General features: G+C 33.5%; 15 protein-coding genes. 4 read left to right on the plus strand and 11 right to left on the minus strand.

The window, feature by feature from the left end:
• Nucleotides 1-13: 13 nt before the first annotated feature.
• The 5 genes from AC0IXC_RS13515 to AC0IXC_RS13535 all read right to left on the minus strand — a co-directional run bounded on the left by AC0IXC_RS13515 (nucleotide 14) and on the right by AC0IXC_RS13535 (nucleotide 13,168).
• Complete coding sequence (locus tag AC0IXC_RS13515; RefSeq protein WP_471652953.1) at nucleotides 14-4,240, minus strand: beta-ketoacyl synthase N-terminal-like domain-containing protein; 4,227 nt, start codon at nucleotides 4,238-4,240, stop codon at nucleotides 14-16.
• Complete coding sequence (locus AC0IXC_RS13520; RefSeq protein ID WP_471652954.1) at nucleotides 4,233-10,001, minus strand: amino acid adenylation domain-containing protein; 5,769 nt, start codon at nucleotides 9,999-10,001, stop codon at nucleotides 4,233-4,235. The genes AC0IXC_RS13515 and AC0IXC_RS13520 overlap by 8 nt, the downstream gene beginning before the upstream one ends.
• Nucleotides 9,991-10,710: a thioesterase II family protein gene (locus AC0IXC_RS13525; RefSeq protein WP_002141321.1), complete on the minus strand. Its 720-nt coding sequence runs from the start codon at nucleotides 10,708-10,710 to the stop codon at nucleotides 9,991-9,993. Before AC0IXC_RS13525 ends, AC0IXC_RS13520 begins: the two co-directional genes overlap by 11 nt.
• A gap of 195 nt (nucleotides 10,711-10,905) precedes the next feature.
• Entirely contained in the window at nucleotides 10,906-11,916 is a 1,011-nt protein-coding gene (locus AC0IXC_RS13530) for a fatty acid desaturase family protein (RefSeq protein ID WP_002141320.1), read from the minus strand.
• A 220-nt stretch (nucleotides 11,917-12,136) separates the two neighbouring features.
• On the minus strand, nucleotides 12,137-13,168 hold the full coding sequence (locus AC0IXC_RS13535; RefSeq protein WP_193653588.1) for a serine hydrolase: 1,032 nt from the start codon (nucleotides 13,166-13,168) through the stop codon (nucleotides 12,137-12,139).
• A gap of 324 nt (nucleotides 13,169-13,492) precedes the next feature.
• Here AC0IXC_RS13535 and AC0IXC_RS13540 point away from each other — a divergent pair, with 324 nt between their 5' ends.
• Nucleotides 13,493-14,212, plus strand: coding sequence for a 4'-phosphopantetheinyl transferase family protein (locus AC0IXC_RS13540; protein ID WP_002141318.1), 720 nt, complete (start codon nucleotides 13,493-13,495; stop codon nucleotides 14,210-14,212).
• A gap of 217 nt (nucleotides 14,213-14,429) precedes the next feature.
• Nucleotides 14,430-15,269 carry a dimethylarginine dimethylaminohydrolase family protein gene (locus AC0IXC_RS13545; protein ID WP_002141317.1) on the plus strand — a complete coding sequence of 280 codons (840 nt, stop codon included), beginning with the start codon at nucleotides 14,430-14,432 and terminating at the stop codon, nucleotides 15,267-15,269.
• Nucleotides 15,270-15,350: 81 nt separating this feature from the next.
• Here the strand turns inward: AC0IXC_RS13545 and AC0IXC_RS13550 are convergent, their stop codons facing one another.
• The 3 genes from AC0IXC_RS13550 to AC0IXC_RS13560 form a co-directional block, all read right to left on the minus strand.
• Nucleotides 15,351-15,770, minus strand: a complete 420-nt coding sequence (locus AC0IXC_RS13550; RefSeq protein ID WP_002141316.1) for a VOC family protein — start codon at nucleotides 15,768-15,770, stop codon at nucleotides 15,351-15,353.
• Nucleotides 15,771-15,856: 86 nt separating this feature from the next.
• Nucleotides 15,857-17,215, minus strand: coding sequence for a branched-chain amino acid transport system II carrier protein (gene brnQ, locus AC0IXC_RS13555; RefSeq protein WP_002141315.1), 1,359 nt, complete (start codon nucleotides 17,213-17,215; stop codon nucleotides 15,857-15,859).
• A gap of 236 nt (nucleotides 17,216-17,451) precedes the next feature.
• Nucleotides 17,452-18,144: an FMN-dependent NADH-azoreductase gene (locus tag AC0IXC_RS13560; RefSeq protein WP_113734675.1), complete on the minus strand. Its 693-nt coding sequence runs from the start codon at nucleotides 18,142-18,144 to the stop codon at nucleotides 17,452-17,454.
• A gap of 312 nt (nucleotides 18,145-18,456) precedes the next feature.
• Here AC0IXC_RS13560 and AC0IXC_RS13565 point away from each other — a divergent pair, with 312 nt between their 5' ends.
• Complete coding sequence (locus AC0IXC_RS13565; protein ID WP_471652955.1) at nucleotides 18,457-19,422, plus strand: arsenic resistance protein; 966 nt, start codon at nucleotides 18,457-18,459, stop codon at nucleotides 19,420-19,422.
• A 125-nt stretch (nucleotides 19,423-19,547) separates the two neighbouring features.
• Here AC0IXC_RS13565 and AC0IXC_RS13570 read toward each other — a convergent pair whose 3' ends face one another.
• Both AC0IXC_RS13570 and topB read right to left on the minus strand, forming a co-directional pair.
• A complete protein-coding gene (locus AC0IXC_RS13570) occupies nucleotides 19,548-20,795 on the minus strand; it encodes a DUF4153 domain-containing protein (protein WP_471652956.1) in 1,248 nt (415 codons plus the stop codon).
• A gap of 399 nt (nucleotides 20,796-21,194) precedes the next feature.
• Nucleotides 21,195-23,339, minus strand: a complete 2,145-nt coding sequence (gene topB, locus AC0IXC_RS13575; protein WP_002012275.1) for a DNA topoisomerase III — start codon at nucleotides 23,337-23,339, stop codon at nucleotides 21,195-21,197.
• A gap of 438 nt (nucleotides 23,340-23,777) precedes the next feature.
• Between topB and AC0IXC_RS13580 the strand changes: the two genes are divergently transcribed.
• Complete coding sequence (locus AC0IXC_RS13580; RefSeq protein ID WP_002141309.1) at nucleotides 23,778-24,323, plus strand: hypothetical protein; 546 nt, start codon at nucleotides 23,778-23,780, stop codon at nucleotides 24,321-24,323.
• Nucleotides 24,324-24,374: 51 nt separating this feature from the next.
• Here AC0IXC_RS13580 and AC0IXC_RS13585 read toward each other — a convergent pair whose 3' ends face one another.
• Nucleotides 24,375-26,009 (minus strand): multicopper oxidase family protein, encoded by a 1,635-nt coding sequence (locus tag AC0IXC_RS13585; RefSeq protein WP_471652957.1) that lies wholly within the window; start codon nucleotides 26,007-26,009, stop codon nucleotides 24,375-24,377.
• Between the last annotated feature and the right edge of the window lie 10 nt (nucleotides 26,010-26,019).

Below are 26,019 nucleotides of genomic sequence, written 5' to 3' on the forward strand. Positions count from 1 at the left end.
CACCACTTTATATTTAATGTTTTTCGAAATAATTAACTTTTTGACCATATCCAATCATTTTTTTCGTCATTTCATCCGTAATATTATTCCATACAAAACCCGTTTTTCTTAACAGCATATTCGTTTTATCTCCCATTATATGGAACAATGTTTGTTCGACATCATTAAATGTTTTCAATTCATCTCCTATACAATGCAGCTGTAAATTATATATATCTGATGCATATTGATTAAATTGCTTTTCATCAAAGATATAATCTATAAATTTATCAATTGAAGTTTCTTTTACATCTATGTCTAATCCATACGTTGTTAAAAGAGCTGATAAGCTTACATGGTTAGGATTGAAAATGTGATGAGTCTCATTCATTAATTCTTTTTTATTAAACAACTTAATAATTGCCTGACTAACATCATTCACACATGCAAAATCTATATCTCTTTCCATTTCTGGAACCAATCCAATTCTTATATATGATTTCATCATTGAGTATAATGCATTCTGCTCTATGTTTTCTTGAAACCTTCCTGTTTTAGAATCAAAACCAATGTTTCCCACTCGAAAAACATTTACATTTATTCCCTTATCCCTCGTTTCCAGTACAATCTTTTCAGCTTCTAACTTTGTCTTTGGATAAGGATTTTCAATAATTTGCCCTAAATCATTATCATACTCCGTATACAATATATCTTCGTTATTCTTTACTACACCAGAAGCTACAGCCAATGTAGAAATATGATTCACATCTTTCTTTACTCCCTTAAGCGAAAAATCAATTACATTTCTCGTAGCTAGAACGTTTGCTTCATAGGATTTTTCATATTTCCCATAATGACTAACACTGCCTGCTGAATGTATAATACATTGGATTGTTTCACTCAAATATTGATAGTTCGGCAAATCTAAGCCCATATATTTTTTTGTCAGGTCGCCACTATATACAAAAATTCTTTTCTTATACTTATCATAAAAAGATGTTCCAAAATAAGAGCAAACTTTTTCTTTAATGCGATTTTCTGCTTTTATACAATTGTCACTTCTTACAATCAAATGTACATTGCAATCTAATTCAGTTAATAAATCATGTAATAAGTAAACGCCCAAATATCCCGTGCTTCCTGTCAATAGAACTTCCTTATAACCGGTTTGGCAAGAAAGGTTGATTTCGTAATACTTTTTGTTTCTATCATCATATAAACTTCGTATCGCTATGTCGCCTCTTATCTTCTCCTCCATTAACCGATGCCTTTCTCCTCTAGCAATCAGATAAGTTGCTAATGCATCTGGAATGGTCTTCTCCTTTTTATATGTCATATGCTGCGCTAGATCAGAGACTCTAGGGTATTCAAATAAATGATTAATAGAAATATCAAAATCCTTCTGTAAGCTCGAAACAACATTGATAGCCGTTAATGAGCTACCTCCTAATTCAAAGAAATCATCATGGATACTAACTTGTTTTACTCCCGTAACTCTCTTATATGATTCTATAATTTTCCGCTGTTTATCATCTTTCGGAACAACATTCCTCTTTAGCTCTTCTACATAGTCACTTTGCGATAAAGGGGAACTCTCTTCCATTTCAATATCCTTAGAAAGGCTAAAGAACTGCCGTTCAAAAGGATACGTAGGGAGTGGAACACGATATCTTCTTTCTTGCGAAAAATACTTGGACCAGTTAATCTTCACGCCATGAATATGCAACTTACCAATATTTTGAAGCAAGTAATTGTCATCAAAAATTTTTTCTTTAGGATGCCTTACAGTATTAATAATTGGGCATTTTGATTCTCCTTGAGTATGTTGTCTAACAAAACTACTTAATGTTCTACCTGGTCCAACCTCCACAAAAATACTTTCCGTACCCGATAGTAGATGCTTAATGCCCTCAGAAAATTCCACTACATGTCGCAGATGATTCACCCAATAATCTGCACTTTTTGCTTGTTCTTCCGTAATCCATTCTCCTGTAGAATTGGATATAAATGGTATTTTAATGTCCTGGAAATTAATTTCTTTTAACTTCTTTCCATAGGTATCTAAAATTGAGTCCATCATGGATGAATGAAAGGCATGGGAAGTTGTAAGTTTTTTAAACTGAAAACCTTTCCTAATCAATTCCCCCTCAAAAGTATAGATTGCCTCATCAGAACCTGAGATTACGCATGATATTGGACTATTCACTGCGGCAATAGATACATCTTGATTCATTAGTGGTAAAATTTCATTTTCCGAAGCCATTACACTTATCATGCTGCCTTTAGGTAATTGTTGCATTAAGGTCGCCCGCTCATACACCAACTGAAGCGCTTGCTTTAATGAAAACACTCCCGCCAAACAAGCAGCCACATATTCCCCTATACTATGTCCAATCATGCCGTCCGGATAGACGCCCCATTCCATTAATGTTTTTGCTAATGAGTATTCAAAAATAAATATTGCAGGCTGTGTATTAGATGTTTGATTTATATCATCTCTCATTCTAGCTTCCAGGTCCTTTGGATATAAGACTTCCTTCCAATCAATCCCACTAATCTCTTCTAAAATCTCACAACAAAGATTCACTTCATCTCGAAATCTCTTCTCTTCATTATATAAATCCAATCCCATATTTACATATTGTGCACCCTGCCCGGGAAACATGAAAATTATTTGCTTACTACCGCCATCACAAATGTTAGTTTGAACCTTAGCAGAATTTTGAATAAAAAATTCTCGCTTCGCTTCCTCTATATCCGAAACCACTAATGCTCTTCGATATTTTAAATTTTTCCTTCCATTTAAAAGTGTATAAGCTACATCAGCCAAATTCACATTATTGTTATGATTTAAATATTCAGCTAACTTTTTAGTTTGCTCTTCAAGAGATTTTTTCGTTTGTGCAGAAAAAGAAAGTAATTGATATCTCCTACTCCGCTCAGAAGCTTCTCTTTGGGGAGGTTCCTCAAGTACAACATGGGCATTTGTTCCTCCCATACCAAATGAACTTACTCCTGCTCTTAAAGGAAACTCTTGGTTCTTCCATTCCGCCAATGTATCCTGTACATAAAATGGACTATTACCAAAATTAATTTTTTCATTTGCTTTCTCGTAGTTAATGCTTGGTGGAATCATGCGATTCTCCAAAGCAACTACAGTTTTTATCAAACCTGCTATACCTGCAGCGTTATCAAGATGACCAATATTCCCTTTAACCGATCCAATACCACAAAAATTATTCTTCTCTGTATTAAATGCCAACTTCAAGGCTTCAACCTCAATCGGGTCACCTAGCATTGTTCCAGTACCATGAGCCTCTACATATGATATACTTTCAGATTCTACCTCGGCCATGTGATGAGCTGCTCTAATAACAGCAGCTTGTCCTTCTACACTTGGCGCATTAAAACTAACCTTATCAGCGCCATCATTATTTATTGCGGATCCTTTCACAACAGCATGGATGAAATCTCCATCAGCAATCGCATCCTCCATACGCTTCAAAACAACAATTCCCGCTCCATTTCCATTGACCGTTCCCCTAGCATTATCATCAAAAGGTCTACAGTGTCCATCTGGTGAAAGAATCATGCCATCCTTGTATAAATACCCTCTTTTCTCAGGTAATGTAAGTGAAACCCCTCCAGCCAAAGCAATGTCACAATCTCCACTTAATAGAGCTTGACATGCCAAGTGCACAGCAACCAATGAAGAGGAACATGCAGTTTGAACTGTATAACTAGGACCTTTCAAATTTAATTTATGTGATAATCTGGTGCCGAAAAATTGAGAACCATTTAAAAATTCTGCTTCTTTTATAAAATCTTTCGCTCCATCATATACCGCTTCTAACCAATATAAGTTTGTAGATGCTCCAATATAAGTACCAATTAAACCATTAAAGGTATCCGAAAAGTAAGCACTACTCTCTAATGCTTCCCAAGCACACTCGTGCAAAATTTTCAGCTGTGGATCCATTACCTCTAATTCCCTAGGTGAGTAATTAAATAATTTATTGTCGAACCATTCTGTTCCTGTAATAGCCCCACCAGCCTTTATATAATTGGGATTTTGGATCGTTTCTAGATCAATTCCTCCTTTCTGTAACTCCTTATCTGTGAAGAAAGTTACCGATTCTACACCATTCTTCAAATTTTCCCAGAATTCATTTATAGTATCTCCACCAGGAAATCTGCAAGACATTCCAATAATAGCAATCTCTATACCATTTCTTATCGGTTCCTGTGCACTATCATTCATTCGAATCCCTCTTTCTTTGACGTCTTTGTTTTAACCTATTTTTCGATTCCTTTATTACCTGAACTCTATTTGAATTCATTTTTTCCTGTACCCTGCTCTCATCGGTCATCTTTAATTGCTGGGATAGAGAATAAATTGTAGGATATCTAAATAGCATCATTACAGTTATGTCGATGTTCAAATCATTTTTCAACCGTTCATTTATTTGAATAATATTCAGTGAATTCCCACCAAGTTCGAAGAAATGATCATAAATACCGACCTGATTTACCCCAAGTACCTGTTTCCAGATCTCCGCTATCATTTTTTCTAGATTCGTTCCAGGTGCTATATAAGTAGTACCTAACGATATATAATTCTCATCATCCCTTTCTTGCAAGGCTCTTACGTCGACTTTGTCGTTATTCGTTACAGGCATACTCTCTAATTGCACAAAATGTGACGGAATCATATATTCAGGTAACTTATTCCTCAAATACTCCCTTAATTCTGTACTGGTAACCTCTTGGTTTGTAATTAGATACGCACACAAATAGCTTTCATTACTTTGATTTTGTTTCGCAACAACAATTGCATTATCAATATATTCATGATTTAAAATGTGGTTTTTTATTTCATCTGGCTCTACTCGGACTCCCTTAACCTTTACCTGATGGTCAATCCTTCCAAGATACTCAATGTCCCCATTAGGGAGCCACCTTGTAAGGTCTCCCGTTTTATACATTTTCTCACCTGGAATAAATGGATTGGACATAAATTTTTCATCTGTCAAATCTGACTTATTGATATATCCCCTTCCTACACCTGCCCCAGCAATATATAACTCCCCAGTCACACCAATAGGTACAGGATAATAATCTTGATTTAAAATATATGCCCTATAGTTACTTAGAGGCTTACCTATTGGTATGCTCGAACCCTCTTCATTTTCACGACAAATATAGTATGTTGAAAAAATCGTCGTCTCGGTTGGACCATACAGATTAATAATCATCTCAGCATTAACAGTACTCTTTAATTGATCATAAAGACTCTTTGTAAAGACCTCACCGGCTACAAGAACATAGTTAAGAGGTTGACTTATGACAATATTATCTATTAAAACTTTCAAATGGGTAGGTACAGCACCCAAGACATTAATTTTGTTTTTCTCAATAAAGTTCCACATATTTCTTGGCTCAGCGATTAGCTCTTCCTCAGGAATATATAACCTACCCCCAGAGAGAATCGGGAGAAGGATTTGTTGAACAGAAACATCGAATGTGATTTTTGCTAGCAATAAATGATTCATTTCTTGATTAAATTTTAATTTCCGAATGAGTCCTATCAACTGATTCACAATATTCTTGTGTTCGACCATAACCCCTTTAGGGTTACCGGTTGTTCCAGAGGTATAAATTACATATGCCAAATCGTCGGGCTGGTTTATGTTTTCAAGATAACAACCATCTTCTTTACAGTTTATTTCATCATCCAACCTAATTACTTCCTGTTCAAAAGTAAAGCGTTCCTTCATATTATTTCGGGCCAGAACCAACTGACAATCACTGTCTCTCAAAAAATATTTTATCCTGCTTATTGGAAGAGTGGGGTCAATCGGTAAAAATGCCCCTCCTGCTTTTAGCACACTGAGAACTCCTATGACCATTTCTAAGGAAGGCTCTGCAATAAGTCCAACAACGCTATTTCTTTGCACTCCCTTTTTTCTTAAAGTGCGGGCCAGTTGATTTGCCCTTGCATCCAGCTCAGAGTACGTTAGTGTCATTTCTTTATACACGATGGCATTTTCTGATGGACCTTCTTTCACTTTCTGCTCAAATACCTCATGCACCGTCATTTGATACGAATATTCATCCGTCGTATTATTAAATTCATAAAGAACGGTTTTCATCTCTGATTCAGACATCATCTGGATATCTTGTAATGGTATATCCATCTTTTCGGTAATCTCATCAAGTAGATAAATAAAATGTTCTGCTAATCTTTGTACTGTATCCTTCTTGAATATATCCTTACGATACTTCCACTTAAAATGCATATCTTCATTAATTTCTAATACATGAATGAACATATCAAATTGAGTCATACTACTTTCAAATGGGGATTTTCGGAAAGTTAATTCCCCTTTATCCTTAAAGAAATACTCATCATTATCCAAAGAAAACATAATATCAAATATTGGATTTCTCCCTGTATTTCGATAAGCATCTACTTGATTTACTAACAATTCAAACGGATATTCCTCATGATCAATGGCTTTTATTGTATTATCCTTCACTTCATCCAGAAAATTCAGAAATGTTTTTTTGCGACATGGGAAATTTCTTATTACTACCGTATTCACAAACATACCAATAGTCCGTTCCAAACCTGGACGAGATCGGCCAGCTGTAGGGGTACCAATCGTAATATCTTCTTGACCCGTATATTTTAAAAACAATACATTTAAAGCAGCAAGTAGCACCGTATATAGGGTTGTCCCATTCTCCTTCGCTATCTTTTTCAAACGCTTTGTCAAATCGTATCCCGCCATAATTGGTACATAATCACTATCATAAAGTTGCACCGGGTGTCGTGGATAATCTGTATTTAACTCCAGTAATGGAGGTTCATCTTTAAATATGTTTAGCCAATACTTTTCTTTACTCTTAAAATCATCAGTCTGAAAAAATTCTGCCTGCCATACTGCATAGTCTCTATATTGTAATTTAATCGGAGGCAAATCTTTATTTAAATAACTATCATAAAATTCCTCCATAATTATGTCCATCGATATACCATCAAAGACAATATGGTGAGCATCAGTTAACAGCAAATGCTTATTTTCTCTGATTTTAATAACTTTGATTCTAAATAGAGGAGGTTGTCCCAGATTAAAAGGTGTAGCAAACCCATGTACATACTCCATTAATTCTTCTTCCGATGCTTCAACGATATCAACAATAACCTTTAATTTAGGATGTACATACTGCACCACTTGTCCATTGATGAATGAAAACGATGTACGTAAAGATTCATGACGATCAACAAGATGTTGGAAAGCTCTCACCAACATATCATATTCGAGATCACCCTCTATGATTGTCCCCGACGGTAAATTATAAGCTACTGAATCACGATTAAGTTGCCACATAATAAATAGCCTTTTTTGCTGTGATGAAACAGGATAGTATTCTCTTGCTTCAACAGGTAATATAATTGAACTTTTATGTTGTTCCCCATCCAGTATTAGAGTTGTAAATTCTTTTATAGTTGGCTTTTTAAACATTTCACTTAAGTGTATATTCACGTCAAATTCTTGGTTAACTTTCAATATAATCGAAGCAGCATTTAAAGAATGCCCACCTAACTCAAAAAAATTATCATACACTCCTATCTTTTGAATATTAAGAACATCTCTCCATATATGTGCAACCTTTTTTTCCAATTCGCCTTCTGGTGCAACATAGTCGAAGTCTGATACTGGATCCAAGTTGGACACTGGCAATGCTTTACGATCAATTTTCCCGTTTTGATTGAGTGGCATTTTTTTCAGTTGAGTGAAGTAGGTTGGCACCATGAAATTCGGCAAACTTTTAATAAGGAAATTTCTTAATTCTGAGTTTGTTATATTCACATTGGCAACAAAATAAGCACTTAATACTTTCGTACCGAAAGTATCTTCGATTGCAACAACAACAACCTCATCTACATCTGGATGCTTCATAAGACCAGTCTCTATCTCCCCAACTTCTACCCGAAACCCCCTTATTTTCGTAAGATTATCTTTCCTTCCAATAAATTCAATATTCCCATCAGGCATCCACCTTGCCATATCTCCTGTTTTATAAACTTTTTTTTCGGTAATTTTCGGAAACTCTACAAATTTTTCTCTCGTTAAATCTGGAGCATTATAATACCCACGTGCCAATCCAACCCCAGCAATACACAGTTCTCCTGTTACACCAATAGGTACAAGATTCATTTCTTGATCAACAATGTATATTTCGACATTATTAAGAGGCTTCCCGATTGGAATCACCTTCAATTGTTCTATCTCTTGATTACTAATTCTATAGAAAGCGGCTAAATCCGTGCATTCCGTGGGACCATACGTATTTATAATTTCGCTCTTGAAATTTATTGATTTAACTAAAGGTTTGAGTTTTTTACAATTTATCGATTCACCACCTAAAAAAATACGCTTCAACGTGATTAACCTGCTAAAATTAGTTCTCTCATTATAATCAACCAATGGATAAAAACCACTTGGGGTACAATTAACGCTCGTGATTTTATGAATATTTATATAATCAGACATTTTATTGTAATCATACATACCTGACTCAAAAAGGTGCAATCGCCCCCCTTTTATCAATGGAGCAAATAAATTTTTATGCGCTGTATCGAAACTAATTGGGGCAATTAATAATACATTATCGGTTGGATTCATATCAAATTCATTGGTATACCAGTTGAGCAAATTCATAAATGAATTTCTTTTCACCATAACTCCTTTAGGGTCACCAGTGCTTCCAGATGTATAAAGAACATACATTAAGCTCTCTAATGGGATTTTCAATTCTAAATTCCCACTCATTTCTATAGGTGTACCGTCTCTCAAAGTTGTATCTATATCAATAAATCTAGTGTTTTCAATTATAAAATTAAATTCATTATTGCTGCACTTCAAAATGATATCTACATTAGAATTACTTAAAAGATAATTAATTCGTTCATTTGGATAGTTTGGATCAATGGGTAAATATGCAGCTCCTGCCTTTAAAACACCTAATATACCAATTGGAAGTTCGAGCGATCTATCTAACATAATTCCTATTACAGAATCTTTTTTAGCTCCTAATTCAACTAATTTATGTGCTATATGATTTGCTCTTATATTTAATTCCTCGTAAGTTAAATTTTGATTTTGGTAAAAGACTGCTAGCTTATGTGGACTTTTAGCTACTTGAAATTCAAACAAGTCAACAACAGATTGATCCTTAGGAAAACCTGTTTTTGTGTTGTTAAACTCATTTAGAATACGATTTCTCTCATTGGATAAAATATCAATTTCAGAGAGCCTTATACTCGGATTAGCTACTACTGCTTTTAACAAATGAGTCAATTGATTTATAACTCTTTCAATCAAGTCTCCTACACTTTCTTTACAAGTGATACAACACTCTAGTTTATCTCCATGCCATGTAAAATTAAAGACGGTATCTGCATTTGTATAATGATTAGAAATATTATGTTGAATATTTTCAAACTGTATGACTGTACGAGGATTCAGTTTATTAGAATTTGCATTCTCATCTCCTAAAAGTTTTGCTAATCGCTTATGCGATACTTTCTGATTTTTATTTGCCTCTGTAATGTTTTGTTGTACTTTTAATAGAAGCTCTTTAAATGTCATATTACTATGGACATTACTTCTTATAATCAAAAGATGATCATAATATGCTGTGCCAGATTTTGATTGAATTACTGGCGTTCCAATAGAAATATCTTTACTATCCGTGTATATTGAGAGCAAATATTTCACACTAGCAATCAAAATGATAAGCATTCCATATTCAGAATGATTACTTATTTCACTAATTTTATGTGATATGTTTTCTGATAACCTATATGTAAATATTTTTTCTTCCTGATTTTTCACACCAACTTTTTTATTAAAATTTACAAAACTACTCATTTCTAAATCCGTTGATAGTTGATCCAACCAAAACTTCTCCTCTTTAGTTAACAAATCTGCATTATAAACATCATTGCTCATAATAATCTCCTCTCCCAACCAATGTTGAATTAATAAGATTTATAATATCAATGTAATTTTCATTAATAAAAAAGTGATCTCCTGGATAGCCATAAACAACAGTATCTCTCGAAGTAAACTCACACCATTTTTTCATGTATTCCTCAGTAACATCATCCAGCTTACCGTACATTGCAGTAATACACGTATTTAACTTGTACAATTCATTACTGAATTTATATTCTTCTATCAATTTAAAGTCAGATCTTAAAATTGGGATAAATATATCCATTAACTGCTGATTATTAAGAATTTCTTTTGGAGTACCATTTAAATTTAATATCACATCTTTAAATTCTTTTTCTGGTAAGTTAGACACTTTTTGTTCTCTAATAAAATTTGGGGGCTTTACACCTGATAGAAAAATATGCACAGGAGCATTAAGATTTCTACTTTCTATTTCCTTACAAAGTTCATAAGCGATAAGCCCGCCCATACTGTGACCAAAAAACGCGTAATCGCAATTACCTACAACTCTATATATACATTCGAATATATCATTAATCGCGTGATTCATATCATCATAACAATCTTCTTGAAATCTTTTACCCCTTCCTGCGTATTGAATTGGTTTCAATTCAATACTAGGATGTAAGTAATTTTTCCACTTACTATATATCGAACCGGATCCACCAGCATAAGGAAAACAAAAAAGCATCGTGTTATTCATATACTCTCCTTTCCTATGAATTAAAATTATTTACTAAATTTTAAAAGGCTCTATAGAACTTAATTAGCCACCTAACATCTCCCAATTTTTTTTATTAATCTAGCTCCCATTTATATTTTAGGGTGCAATCAGGAATTATCTTTGGTAAACCATTAAATTTCCATACAGCCTATGTAGCACAACATGTATAATGATCTATTTCCCTTTCACTTTATTCCAAAATGGTATCCGTCCTTGTATATCATCTATTACAGAAGAGAATCCTGGTGCAGTGGAAAAAAAGAACCCTGTACAATGATGCGCTTTTTGATATTCTTCATCTTTCATTAAAATAAGATGAGCCTTCTTTATATTAAAGTGTGGAACAGCAGGGAACAAGTGATGTACCAAATGGTATGAGTTTCTATGAGGATGAATGAGAAAACGCTCAAAAAAATTCCCAAAAGAATTTCTTGATGCAAATATCTCATTTTCCGATTCTAGTCCTGCATGTTCGGCCATTTCAGCCCAATATTTTAACATTTGAAAAGTTGTTAAAAACGGAACTACCCAAAATAAAATCAACTCTTGCCAGAAACCGAAAACAATTGAACAAATAATGATAGCGCCCCAATATAGAGTCCTGATTATTTGATCAAATCTAGGTTCCTCTTTTGCATATGCTGTTACTTTGATCATTCCAATCAAATAATTCGGCACATGTACTAAGAACAAAGGCTTTAAGCAATGCTGAATAAAAAATTCCATTTTATTTTTAGTCGGTTTATCTAACCCAACAATTTGATACCTTTGCTTATCAGGGTCTATCTCACTCCATAAATACCTGTGGTGATTCATGTGACTCTTACAATATGCTTTATAAGAAATCATTATCGGATAAGCAGCAAAGAAACATGCAACCCACTTATTTAATTTACGATTTTTAAAAAGCATACGATGACTTGACTCATGCATCATAATATCAAGGCCACGCATACGGCTACCAATGATAACAATACTAATCAAATACATCCACATAGTAGGGATAAAATAATTCAATGCAATTACTAAGGACACAATACCCCAATCCAATCCTATGGCAAAAAAATTATACCAATTGTTGGTTTTTTGTAATTCGCGAATTTCCAAGTTGATTTCTTTCGAAAAACGATGCTTCTCTAACTCTTTCTTTTGACTTTCCCCTAAATCGGTAGTTCCTCTAATCATATTATTAACTCCTTTATATAGAAATTAATGCTGTTGATTTATATCAGGAATCCTTCATTTAAATCCTTAACAAACACCCTTAGGCTCTCAAAATTTATACTCTAATTAATCATTTAAAGCGAACAATCCAACAGTTTTTATAAGCATATTAACTCTTAGTTAAATATTCATATCCTTTTTTATTTTGTAGGTATCAAAAAACATCCATGAATCTCAAAAACTAAATCTTTTTTTCAGAAATTAATTTATCAATCCCACTTTTAAGAGGAACTACATTTCGTTCCACATTAGACATAATATGGAATTGCATCTTAGACTTTGCATTTACAGATGAATGAACCCTCACACCTGGATCAAATCCAAATACAAAATATTTGAGAATCTCATCATTTTCCATTGAAATCCAAACACCATATCCATAATGTAAACTATTATTTTTCACATAAGGAGTTAACAACTGATTAGTGTACTCTTTATTTAGGAGTTTCCCATTAAATAATCCATTCCAAAATTCTCCTAAATCTAAAACTGTTGTAAAAGCCCCTCCATCTGGCCCACCAATTATAGGGACCGAATAGATATTAGTTCTCCAAGTGTTATCATCTTTATTATCTATATATCCAAGTGCAGTTCGTTCCGGCAGTTGATCCATCCGGAAATATCCTGAATCTGACATGCCACAAACCTGAAATATATTCTCTTTTACATATTCTGCAAACTTCATCCCTGTCAATTTTTCTACAATCAACCCAAGTAAAATATAACCTGCATTACTATAAGAAAATTTACTTCCAGGATTAAACTTCATATGATAATTTTGAAACATAGGCAGAAAATCTGCAGGAGATTTAATAGAATACATTGGGGTATCCTTCCATAAATCTTCAAAATCATCCATTTCTTCTTCATCAAAATAATCTGGTATGCCCGAAGTATGAGTTAATAAATGATGAATTGTAATGCCTTCATAAAAATGTGGGAATGAGTCTTCTAAACACTCTTTCAAACAGGTATCAAAAGTTAAAACACCCTTTTCAACTAATTGACATATTGCCACTGCAGTGAAAATTTTACACCCAGAAGCCATACCAAACCGAGTACGTGATGTATTAAAAATTTGTTCACTTCTATTCGCATATCCAAATCCATCTTCAAAGATCTTTTTTTTATTTTGAATTAAAATCGCACCTGAGAATGGTAATTTATCATCATAATTCTTTATAAATTCTTTTATTTCTCCAGAAATTATCACTTACCCAATCCCCTTTTATTTTTCTGATTTTTCCAACTATTAAACAGGATTAATTGTAACTTCATTTAATTTTCAAAGCAATCTAAAATACATAACAAACCTTGAGAAACTTTTTTAATAATTGAATTGACTTCAAAAAAAAATAAAACATAAGTTTGTTCATTTCTTCAAAATAGCTATACAATAACACTTAATATAATTCACATGATTTCTCAATAAATCTTATATCGCTCTCTATAATTTAATGGTAGTTGATAAATAATAAAATTAATTATACATTTAAATTCTCTTGAGACTATTATTTATATTGTTAGTGAGGTCATTATGAAAAAAATTGATAGTTACTTAGAAATTATTGCAGTTAAATTAGGAATTTTACTACCCTACAAAGACATAGAGCTGAAACTCACAGAATTACCTAAAAATGAAAGGGAAAGAATTTTAAGATTTCATAAATTAGAAGATCAACAAAGAACATTATTAGCTCATCTATGCATCAGAAAACGTTTGCAAAGATTATTGCTCATACCTGCAGATACTATCTCTATTAAAAGAGATCGAACAGGCCGCCCTTTTTTAAATAAATATCATGGTTGGAAGGGGGATTTTAATTTATCTCATTCTGAAGAATGGATTATATGTGGACTTGCTTCAACTGGACGAATTGGTGTAGACATTGAAAAAATTCAACCTATAGATCTTTCCGTAACCGAACTATGCTTTACTCAAGAAGAAATTGACTATTTTCAGTATATTCCTCACGATAGACAGTTATCGTTTTTCTTTGATATTTGGACTCTAAAAGAATCATTTGTTAAAGCAATTGGAAAAGGACTTCTATATCCATTAGATAGTTTTGGCTTCAATATGGACGATTGGTCCCAAAATAAAATAACCTTACGGAACACTAATTCCGATTTTAGTCAATTCTATTTCTGCCTAAATCGGTTAGAGCAAAATTACACTATCGCGGTTTGTTATACAGATTTGGAACAGATAAACAATTCATCTATAAAGATACTGGATTATTCTGAGTTCCTATAATTATTTTACGTTTTTTCTAGAGCAATGATACACCCGTCGTTATAAAAAACTGAAAATACAGAAAAATAACAACTTATAATAATCACTTTAATTATTATAAGCTCAATCTTTTTTAAGTTGATATTTTATTACGTTTTATCTTCTGTATCCAAAAATATTTTAAGCTTCAATCATCGTATAACAATTTAAAAATCACCTATATTGGAGGATTATTAGAATGAGTATTTTAAAGTCATATTGCTCAAGTGAATATAGTACGTTAAAAAAAGTTGTACTATGCGAACCATTATATATGAATATTTCTAGCGGTATAAACAAGACCCAAAAATATTTTATCAATTTAGGCTTTAATGTAAATCTAGCGAGAGAACAATACTCAAAATTTATTGATATACTTAAAGAAAATAGAATACACACTTTAATGCTACCTCCTGAAGTACGCTTTCCCGAACAAGTTTTCACGAGAGATATCGGTTTTACTGTAGGGGAAACTGTTTTCATTTCTAACATGAAAAATGAAGTTCGTAAAGGAGAAGAGCAAATTTTCAAGAAAATATTATTAGAAAAAGATATTACTTATATAGATTGTATTAATAGTCATATAGAAGGCGGCGACGTCATTATCGATCAAGATATTGTATATATTGGCGTAAGCAATCGAACGTTATTTAACTCTGTAATAAAACTTCAACAGTTGCTCACACACTATAAAATAATTCCTGTTCCTTTTTCCAAAGATTTTTTACATTTAGATTGTGTTTTTAATATCATTTCAAAGGAAGAAGCCTTAATATATCCACATGCATTTAGTAATAGTACATTAAAAATGTTATCAGATCGTTATAATTTAATAGAAGTATCTAAAAAAGAGCAATTTACTTTAGCAACCAATGTATTATCTTTAGGCAATAAAAAGATGATTAGTTTACCCATTAATACTACAACAAATAAAGAGCTGAGACTTAGAGGTTATGAGGTTATTGAAATCGACTTTGGAGAAATTATAAAATCTGGCGGATCTTTTCGCTGCTGCACTCTTCCTCTACAAAGGGGATGATTAAAAAACTAAAAATTAAAAGCTCACATTATAAAGGTGTTACGTTATTACGTAACACCTTTTCTCAAGGATAAACTTCCTTTACTTCTCTTCCGGATAATCACAGTACTCAATGATTGTTCCCTCTGTATCCGCTGGGTTAAGATAAATTAATCGTCTACCATGTTTATTAATTCGAAGCGTATGTTCTAACGTTCGAATCCCTTGTTCCTTTAATTCTTCTAAAGCTACATCTAAATCGTCTACACGATACGCAACATGATGGACACCTTTCCCTTTTTGCTTTATAAATCGTGCTATTGGAGAAGTCGAATTATTCGTTGGCGCAAGTAATTCGATTCTATCACCATCAACTTCAAGAATAGCTACTTCGCTTTCAACACCAGGTGCTTCACTTACGTATCGATCTATTAAAGTTCCTGATAAAACCTTTTCATAAAACTGTATCGTACTATCTATATCACGAACTGCGATCCCGATATGGTCAATTGTTTTTTTCATTTTATTTCCCCTATTACTTTATTTTTTCTATTCTTATCAATAGTAACAAAAAAAGTTATAGAATCAAATTCTATAACTTTTTTCATTTAACTTATTTTCTTATTCGCACTAGCTGCTGGGCGAACTCCATTTTTCATTTTCACAACGCTAATGCCGTATCCAATTAATCCACCAATTACTGCTGGTAACACCCAGCCTAATCCAACCTCATGCATTGGAAGTAACTTAGTAAGAATATCGCTCACTACTGCTAATTTCACACCAGCAGCACTTAATCCATCAAACATACTTACAATAAATGTTACTAATAAACTTCCCTGATACACTTCAGCTCTTCCATTGAACAATGGGTGAAGGAACGTTAGGAAAATTAATACGATTGCTAATGGATAAATCGCTGTTAATACAGGAACTGAAATTGAGATTAATTGTGTTAAACCTACATTTGCAACAACTGCACTGAAAACTGATAACATAATTGCAATCGTTTTATATGGAATACTTGGGAATAGCTTATGGAAAAATGAAGAACACGCTGAGACAAGTCCAACACTAGTTGTTAAACACGCTGCTATAACCATTATACCTAATATAACTCCGCCATATGAACCAAAATAATAGCTTGAAACTTTTGCTAACACTGCACCACCGTTATCTAAGTGACCAAGTTTTGCAACACTTGAAGCTCCCATAAATGAAAGTGCTGAATAAATTATTGCTAAAATAGATGCAGCGATCAATGTTGCTTTTGCACAAACAATCATAATTTCTTTTTTTGTTTTTGCGCCCTTTTCTTTAATAGCATTGATAATGATAATACCAAATACGAATGATGCTAACGTATCCATTGTTAAGTATCCTTCTTGGAACCCTTTAAAGAACGCATGTGATGTATAAGCCTCTGCAGGTGCTTGCATTTCTCCCATTGGATGAATAAAAGCAAAGACTACCAAAATTCCAATAAACGTTAATTTAATTGGCGTCAAGATTTTTCCAACAATATCGACAATTTTCGCAGGATTTAGCGAAAAAAAACAAGTGATGCTAAAGAATACAATTGTAAAAAGAATTAGCGCTGTAGAACTTAAGCCTTCTGGCACGAAAGGTTTAATACCAATTTCATAAGAAACGCTTCCTGTTCTAGGAATAGCGAATAACGGACCGATTGCTAAGTATAAAACTGTCGTAAATACAATTCCGAATACTGGATGCACTCGGCTTGCTAATGACTGTAAATCTTCTTTACCTGAAATCCCAAATGCTAATACACCTAGTAATGGTAAACCTACTCCTGTTACTAAAAATCCAGCGTTAGCAATCCATACATTCTCTCCTGCCGATTGACCAAGCATCGCTGGGAATATTAAATTTCCTGCTCCAAAAAATAGTGCAAATAACATTAATCCGATAACTACTATGAACGAAAACGGTACTTTATTCGCCATAATATAACCCCCATTCAAATTTCCTTATCTTATTTCCAATTTTAACTAATTGAATTTTCTGAATATTTAATTTAAGTATCAACTATTCTTGAACTCATTATAGTTTGTTATATAATATTTTGCAATACTATTTTCAAACTTTTCATTTATTTTATGAATATACATTTTTTAACATGGAAATTAGACTAAAAAACCAACATGGTCATCCATGTTGGTTTTACATTTACTATCATTAATTAAAATTTCGCCGCTACTTTCTTAACGTTCTCTAAACCTTCTTCAACAATTTGCTGTGAGCGATCTGGATATTGATTGTGTCCTTCAATTACAACTGTCTCTGGATTTGCAATTCCCCAGAACCCAAGTACGTTTGTAACGTAATTAACAGCCATTTCCATAGGAGCCATTTGTTCAGAAGAGTAATCTGAACCACGAGCACCTAAAACAACTACTTTCTTATCACCAACTAAACCTTCTGGACCGTTCGCTGTATATTTAAACGTTTTTCCCGCTTGAGAAAGATATGAAATATACGTGATTAATGGTGCTGGTACTGTAAAGTTCCATAATGGGAATGCAAATACTACTTTTTCAGCTTCTAAAAACTGGTTTAAGTACTTATCCACTGTAGCAACTGCCTTCTCTTCTTCAGCTGTTATCTCCATTCCTTGACTACGTTTATATCCACCTGAAATAGCGATATTTCCGTAATACGGAAGATCTAATGCGAATAAATCTAACTCCGTAATTTCTGTATTCGGATTTGCTTCCTTATAAGCACTTACAAATGTTTCATACATTTTTGAACTAATTGCTTGCTCCGCTGGACGATCGTTTGCTTTTACAAATAATACTTTTGACATTGTTTTATTCTCCTCTACTTTTGTATTTTCTTCTTTTTTACCAAATAACGAGCTAAATAATCCCATTTTCTTCACCTAAACTTTCTTATCATATTCATTATTCATCATCATAAAAATTCTTATTCTAATAAAAAGTTCCAATAGATACCTTAACCTAAGTAACTCGAAACTTTTTGTTATTTAATTACCTTATGTAAGTGATTGTAATACATCTACTTACTTTAGTCAAGTGACTTCTTAAAAAGAAAAATATCTCGGATTAAAAACAATAAAGAAATATATTTCCTCATTCAAAATGATAAATTCGAAAACACATAAGTGAAATCCCTTGTATAATACAACTAGAGAGAGAAATTCATCTATAGAGAGGATTTATTAATGAGTACTTTAGAAAAGATTCAAACCTTTATCATTCTTGCAGCTGTTATATTCGGGGTTATATTAGGACAATTTAATATGATACATATGTATTCGGAAAAATTTATTGTTCCCTTCTTATTTTTCATGCTTTATGGATTATTCCTCAGCATCCCATTGAAAGAAATAAAAAATGGATTCCGTAATTTAAAATTCGCTGGAACGAGCCTCACCATTAATTTTTTATGGACACCTTTACTCGCTTGGGGGTTAGGAGCACTATTTCTTTCAGATCACCCGGCACTTTGGGTTGGATTTATTATGTTAATGGTTACTCCATGTACAGATTGGTACTTAATCTTTACTGAAATAGCAAAAGGAAATGTAGCACTTTCTACTGCAATTTTACCTGTAAATTTAATATTGCAAGTACTACTCCTTCCCATTTATTTATTTTTATTTGCTGGTGTCATGAAGACTGTAGCGTTTTCTGTTTTAGTGGAAAGCATTGTTATCGTAATCGTCTTACCATTTGTACTTGCACACGCTACAAAATTCATTATGAATAAAATGAAAAAAGCTGAAACACTCGAGAATAAACTCATTCCATTTTTCAGCTCTGCGCAAATTGTATTTTTAAGTTTAGCAATAGTAGCGATGTTTGCCTCACAAGGTAAGTGCTTATTACAAAATATGAATGTTGTTTTATTGTTACTTATACCAGTATTACTGTTCTTCATAATTAACTTTATACTAGGACAGTTTGTAGGACGTATGATGCATTTATCCTATGAAGACACTGTAAGCCTAAGCTTAACAACATTAGCGAGAAACTCGCCTGTTGCACTCGCTATTGCTGTAACAGCTTTTCCAGACGAACCTCTTATCGCGCTTGCATTAGTGATTGGACCGTTAATAGAACTACCAGTACTAGCGTGTGTGTCACAAGTGTTATTACTTATTAAGAAAAAACAGCAATACACATAAAAAAACGTCCTACTTTGGGACGTTTTTTTTATTGTCGAGAAAGTATAGAAGTAACGATACTTATCAGCTCTAAGGATTTTATACGTTATAGAAAATTAGCTTGTCGTTACGTTAACAAAGTCTTTCTAATTAAAAATTATAGGAAAAGTAAATATAACGAAAGCTGCCCAAAGTCCGTAGATTGGCAAATACTTCGTAACGGCGTCTTGGATAGCTGTCGGTCCTGATTTGTTTTGTAGAAAACGCATATAGGATAACATAATCCAAATGAGATTTGCCCAAATCAGTATGTTTACTCCTAAAACAGCAAGTCTATTAGGTGTAATCCCATAAGAAGAAAGTCTGAATACGATGGCTGACAAAGCTACAGTGTCAATAATAAGCGCAAGAACAATTAAGGCAAAATTGATATAATCTGAAATGTTCTTTTTCTCGTCTGATTCACTCTCAACAATGGAAAATATGGTAACAGCCAATACACCAAGGAGTATTCCGTTGAAGGCCATTAGGAAATTGCGGTCCAAGAACGGATTTTTCCCGACCCATATAACCGTTATAAGATAAATCAACAATGTGATCAGGACGAGAGGACTAAAAATTTTAGATATGTATGGTGTAATATTCTTAGCAAGTTTAAGATTCATTGATGCCAAGTATGCAGCCACAATAGCGAGAGCGGCAGCACCAAATAAAATAACATTACTAAAATAGAAGTCTTCTATATTCAAGTCAACAAACCTAAATAACTGCATGGTTAATGCTGCTAGTACCATTCCGCTCACTGCCATGCTGGCGTAGAGAATACCATATTCCAAATTAAATTTAATATAAGCTAATCTCGTACTTCCTTTTGAATATTCATTTCCTGTAAACGCAAACCCTACTAAGGCCCATAACAATATAGGAAGATGTAAATAAGCAAGGATAATGCTGTCTTTATAAGTTAATGGCAACATATTAAGATACAACCCGGAAATTAGGAACAACGCCGCAAGGAAATAAATAATACTTTTCTTCGGAGTATTATTGTAAATAAAATAAGCAACAATAAAAGGAATTACACCAAAAGCTAGGTTAATTGGAGCAATTGCTTCCTGCTCGACAAAGTGAAAAATGATTCTGGTGCTTAGCCCAGCTAGAATAGCTAACATGCCCATGAATAAGAAACCTTTTTGAAACAGCGATATTTTTTCTGCATTTTCCGTTTCCTTGAAATGCATCCTTTCATACCAAGCAGCTAGAAGCTGAGAATCAGGGTTTTCATCCCATGCTTGTGAGAATGACTTTTTAAAAGCTTTCGGGTCTTTTCTATACAGTCTCTCCAACTCATGAGGGTTATCCATATTTTCAATTATTAAATTGTTAACCTCCATATTTATACCTCCTCTATTTTAAAAAATAAAGTTGTTACCTTTTCCATAAAAAGCACCACACTTATTTATTATGTTTTTGATTTTAATATAGAATTTATCGTTTTGCAATAAAATTTTATTATTTTAGATAGTATTTTTGTTGTATATTTTTATTCCAAGCAAAAACAAAAAGCATTCCTCATTCAAAGAAATGATCAAAATGATATAAACGTCCAATTTAATAACACCTTTTCAAACAATTATTTCAAATAAATTTTAGTGCTAGTATACAAAACTCTGTAATTATAAAATAAAAAAGCATGACATAAAATTGTCATGCTTTTTCTTTTCTATCTATATTTTCAAACCTAATACAGCACATCTTACTCGGGAAAGAGCTTTTTCATTTGTTAAAACCACTTAATTCTCAAACACAAAATTAATCTTATTATCTTTCCACTCTAACTTCGCATCAAACGTTTTCTCGCCTTTTTTAAAGCCTTTAATTAAATCGGTCTTCTCACCTTTTAATAGTTTCGTCATGTTTTTTTGCGAAATAGCTTTGCTTAAAATCTTCTTCGAGATGGTAAAATCACATTGTGTTGTATTGTAGTTAGAACAACCGTAAAACGTCGACTTATCAATAACATCGCCATCGCATTTTTTACAGTTCCCGACCTTTTTACCTGTTGTAAATTTCGATCCTTTTCGCTCAATCGATTCAACATGTAATCCGGTGAAATCCCATTTCTCCGACATTTCTACCGCATCTTCAATAATTTTAGCTGATAGCTTTTTCGTTTGCTCCATAAATGTCGCTGGTGAAGCTGTACCTTCTCCAATTTCCGCAAGGCGTTGCTCCCATTTTGCTGTCATTTCTGGTGAAGCCAGTATTTTATCACCGATTGCTGTAATTAATACTTTCCCTTTATCGGTTGCGTACACTTGGTTTTTCTGTACATCTATATATTTACGGTCTTTCAGCATTGTAATAATACCAGCACGAGTGGCCTCAGTACCTAAACCTTCTGTTTTCTTCAATACTTTCTCAAGCTCTTCATTTTCTAAATACTTACCGGCCGTTTTCATTAACGTAATGAGTTGTCCTTCTGTATAACGTTTCGGTGGCTGTGTTTTTCCTTCTTTCACTTTCACCTTTACAACTTTTCCTTGTTCACCTTCAGCTACAATTGGAAGAATCGTTTCGTCATCTTTATCGTCTTGGAAAATAACTTTACGCCAACCTTCTTGAATTTGCTGTTTTCCTTTCGAAATGAACGCAGCACGTTCGTCTACAAGAGTTGTAATCGTTGTGTAATCAAAGATTGCTACTTCATAATGCGCCGCAATCAGCCTTCTTACGATCATATCGTAAATTTTCTTTTCATCACCTGATAGTTTGCTTGGATTTGTAACTTGCTCTGTCGGTATAATTGCGTAGTGATCTGTAACTTTCTTTTCATTCACATAACGCTTATTATTCATAATCGATTCAATTGGTGCTGGCAATAAACCTTTATATTCATCAAACTGACTTAACTTCTGTAAAATATCAGGGAACGTCGCTGCCTCTCCTTGTGTTACATAGTTAGAATCCGAACGAGGGTAAGAGACAATCCCTTTTTGATATAGTGCTTGCGTTATATCAAGTGTCTTTTTTGGTGAAAATTTAAAGGCTTTATTCGCTGTCGCTTGCAGTGCTGATAAATTAAATAAAAACGGCGGCTGAAACTCTTTACGCTCCGTTTTCATTTCTTTTACTACAGCCGGTTTGTTTTGACAAAACGCTGCAATTTTATTTGCCAAATCAGGGTCATTTAAGCGGGACTCATTATCTTTCTCCCATTTCCCCTCATATTTCTTTCCTTCTATATTAAAGGTTGCGAACACTTCCCAAAACGGCTCTGACTTAAAGTTCTCTATTTCTTTTTCACGCTTTACAATGAGTGCTAATGTTGGTGTTTGTACACGACCAGCGGAAAACACATCATTCATTCCTTTTTTCTTTAGCAAAATACTAAAGACACGCGATGCATTCATACCAACGACCCAGTCAGCGCAAGATCTTGTATATGCTTCGTAATATGTATTAATCGTATCTGCTTCATCTAGTAAGTTTTTAAATCCTTGATAAATAGCTTGCTTCGTTAAAGATGAAATCCAAAGACGCTTCATTGGCTTTTGCACGTTGCAAAGATTAATAATATTTCTTACAATCAGTTCCCCTTCACGCCCAGCATCACCCGCGTGAATAATTTCTGTTACCTGTGGATTATGTAACAGCTGTTTCACAACGTTAAATTGCTTATACTTTGACTTTGTTACCTCAAATTGAAAACGCTCTGGAATCATCGGCAATGTATTAAGTGACCATTTCTTCCACTCAGCGTGATAATGTTCTGGATTACATAACTGCGTCAAATGACCAATTGCCCATGTACAGTACGCTCCATTTGGAAATAACTCATTTGCTTCTACTTCTAAATACCCATCTTTCCGGCGATATTTAAACTGTGAAACAAGAGCCAAACCTTGATCTGGTTTCTCGGCAATAATTAATTTCATCTTCTAACTCCCTATCTGTATTCCAGTGTTACTTTCATTGTCTATCTGTTTAGAAGCGATGATAAAACAACCATCTTATTTATCATTCGCGGTTTGCCTCACAAATGGGAGACCTATAATATTATACGCTTATTCTTTATGGCTTCACAATAGAAACTCATTATATAACACTTTCTTTCTCATGCTTATAGACAAAAAAGACGCTCAAAAATCGAACATCTTTTCCATTCACTACTACTTGCTTACATATATTCTCTCAAAATAAAAATACAACAATTCTTTATGAAGCATCGTCCACTAAGAGAACCATCATTATTTGAAAATTATATTGAACTTACCTTTTTTAAATTGTGCAGATAATTTGCAGATATATATTAGCATAAGTACTCTCCATTTGAACATATGATGAAGTGAATGATAGGACAGGGAGGTATCATGATGTTCGCTTATACGTTAACTGCCTTAACACTTTGTTGTATCTCGATTATTATTACATCATATATTTCTAAACGTAAGGGTACCCTAATGGAGTATATGGTATTTATTATGTCTTTTAGTATGTGTATCGGTTTAAGTATAGGTTTTTATTTAGGGATTCTCTTCAAAGGAGAATTACTATATTCTACTTTGCTTGCTATTTTGATTAGTGGGTTTATCGGTTTTTTAGTCGGTCTACGTTTTCACCTATATACTGCTTTAGAAGGACTGTTCTCTGGATTAATGGCAAGTATGATGGGAGCTATGATTACAGAAATGTTAAACGCTCAACAAGCCCACAGTATACTGTTCATTAGTCTTTTACTTACTATAACAATAACTATGTCATGTATAATTCAACTTTTATCAGAAACCTTTTCTACTTTTATCCAACGGCGTTTTTTATTATTACTTTCAATTAGTGTGGTAATTATCGTTGCCGTGTTCGTGACATTCCCCGATCATACTCCCCCATCTTCATCCGGGCACGATCAACATATGCATTAACACTTGCAACGAAAATAAATAAGCAGCTATCCATAGGATAACTGCTTCATATTATTCTGGCTTATTAGGAATGTTAGGGTTTGGAACATAATCAGATTTATAATCTGTATATTTCACTTCTGTTACCATCCCCGCTGAAGCATGGTGTAAATCATGACAGTGGAACATCCAATCACCCGGATTGTCTGCTACAAAGGCTACTTCATATTCTTCTCCTGGTTTTAAGTTCAAAGTGTCTTTAACAATTGGAGAACCTTCTACCGGTTTTCCGTCTTTACTTAACACCTGGAAGAAATGACCGTATAAATGCATCGGATGATCGTCCGCTTTAGAGCGATTTACTAATTTTACTCTTACTAAATCACCCTTTTTCACTGGAATTGGATCAATATCCGGAAATATTTTTCCGTTAATTGTATATACCATTTCCTTTCCATTCATTTGCGTATTCAAGTCCATATTATATGTGGCAGTATACTGCTGGTCTAACGTGAAACTACCTAATTTTTTCTCACCATATTTCGTCATATCTAATTTTGGTAGTTTTTCTTTTTCGTTTGCTTTATCTTTCATCTCTTTACTACCTTCATATTCAATAACAGCTTTCATTCCTTTTGCACCCTTATTTTTCGAATGGTCTTCAACGTACCATTTCCCAGGATTGTTAGCTGTAAATTCAATATCATAACGTTCACCCGGTGCGATTGAAATTATTTTGTCTTTTATAACTTTTGGATCATTAATTGGTTGACCATCTGTTGCAATTACTTTTAAATCATGACCGTGAACGTGTATATCATGTGATAGATAACCCGCATTAACGAGTCGAAGACGAACTTTATCACCCTTATTCACTTTTAATGGCTCTACTAAATCTCCGCTTTTACCATTGATTGTGAATAAGTCATACATACTCATATCATGACCTTCCATCTTCATATTTCCATGGTCCATTCCTGCCATATTACTAGAGTCTTTTTTATCACTGTCCATACCGGAATGATCCATGCCTTTCATATCATCATTCTTTTTCGTATTTTCATTCCCCTTAGATTTATTACCTGTTGGCCCTTTTGTCATTTCTTTTAACTGCTTATTAATTTCTTCTTTATCTGTTACCCATTCATCTAACATTAATGTGTAATCTTTATCATACTTTTCACTTGTATCCTCTACAATAAGAGCACCATACAAACCTCTATCTAGTTGATTTACAGAATCTTGATGTGAATGATACCAATACGTTCCTGGTACGTTCGCTTCAAATTCATAGGTGAAACTTTTTCCTGATTCAACCGCATCTTGTGTCACACCCGGAATTCCATCCATGTTATTTGGGACTGGATATCCATGCCAATGAATAGATACTGGTGCAGATAATTCATTTTTTAATGTCACTTTAACCTTTTCACCTTTTTTCACCCTGATTTCTGGTCCAGGAGATGAACCATTAAATGTCCAGACCGGAACAATAACACCGCTACTTAGCTTTTGCTTTTCTTCTTTCGCTACTAAAGTAACTTCTGGTCCTTTTATAACTTTCAATGGTTTTGTAGCAGTTTCAGTCTGTTCTGCTTTTTTATCATTCATATTTTTATGATCATTTGTTGTATTTGTGGTCGCAGAACATGCAGCAATTAAAGATATTACGGAGACTGTAACTGCTGTTAATACAAATCTCTTCAATGAAAATCCC

Source organism: Bacillus sp. AC266 (genome assembly GCF_979253805.1).

What these genes read in the sequence shown, in the direction of transcription:
- AC0IXC_RS13520 (WP_471652954.1), bottom strand. Translation starts at nt 10,001, where the DNA reads ATGAGCAATGATGTTTATAATGCAGATTTGTTAACTAAAGAGGAGAAG.
- AC0IXC_RS13580 (WP_002141309.1), top strand. Translation starts at nt 23,778, where the DNA reads ATGTTCGCTTATACGTTAACTGCCTTAACACTTTGTTGTATCTCGATT.
- brnQ (WP_002141315.1), bottom strand. Translation starts at nt 17,215, where the DNA reads ATGGCGAATAAAGTACCGTTTTCGTTCATAGTAGTTATCGGATTAATG.
- AC0IXC_RS13545 (WP_002141317.1), top strand. Translation starts at nt 14,430, where the DNA reads ATGAGTATTTTAAAGTCATATTGCTCAAGTGAATATAGTACGTTAAAA.
- AC0IXC_RS13530 (WP_002141320.1), bottom strand. Translation starts at nt 11,916, where the DNA reads ATGATTAGAGGAACTACCGATTTAGGGGAAAGTCAAAAGAAAGAGTTA.
- AC0IXC_RS13540 (WP_002141318.1), top strand. Translation starts at nt 13,493, where the DNA reads ATGAAAAAAATTGATAGTTACTTAGAAATTATTGCAGTTAAATTAGGA.
- AC0IXC_RS13570 (WP_471652956.1), bottom strand. Translation starts at nt 20,795, where the DNA reads ATGGAGGTTAACAATTTAATAATTGAAAATATGGATAACCCTCATGAG.
- AC0IXC_RS13560 (WP_113734675.1), bottom strand. Translation starts at nt 18,144, where the DNA reads ATGGGATTATTTAGCTCGTTATTTGGTAAAAAAGAAGAAAATACAAAA.
- AC0IXC_RS13525 (WP_002141321.1), bottom strand. Translation starts at nt 10,710, where the DNA reads ATGAATAACACGATGCTTTTTTGTTTTCCTTATGCTGGTGGATCCGGT.
- AC0IXC_RS13515 (WP_471652953.1), bottom strand. Translation starts at nt 4,240, where the DNA reads ATGAATGATAGTGCACAGGAACCGATAAGAAATGGTATAGAGATTGCT.
- topB (WP_002012275.1), bottom strand. Translation starts at nt 23,339, where the DNA reads ATGAAATTAATTATTGCCGAGAAACCAGATCAAGGTTTGGCTCTTGTT.
- AC0IXC_RS13550 (WP_002141316.1), bottom strand. Translation starts at nt 15,770, where the DNA reads ATGAAAAAAACAATTGACCATATCGGGATCGCAGTTCGTGATATAGAT.
- AC0IXC_RS13565 (WP_471652955.1), top strand. Translation starts at nt 18,457, where the DNA reads ATGAGTACTTTAGAAAAGATTCAAACCTTTATCATTCTTGCAGCTGTT.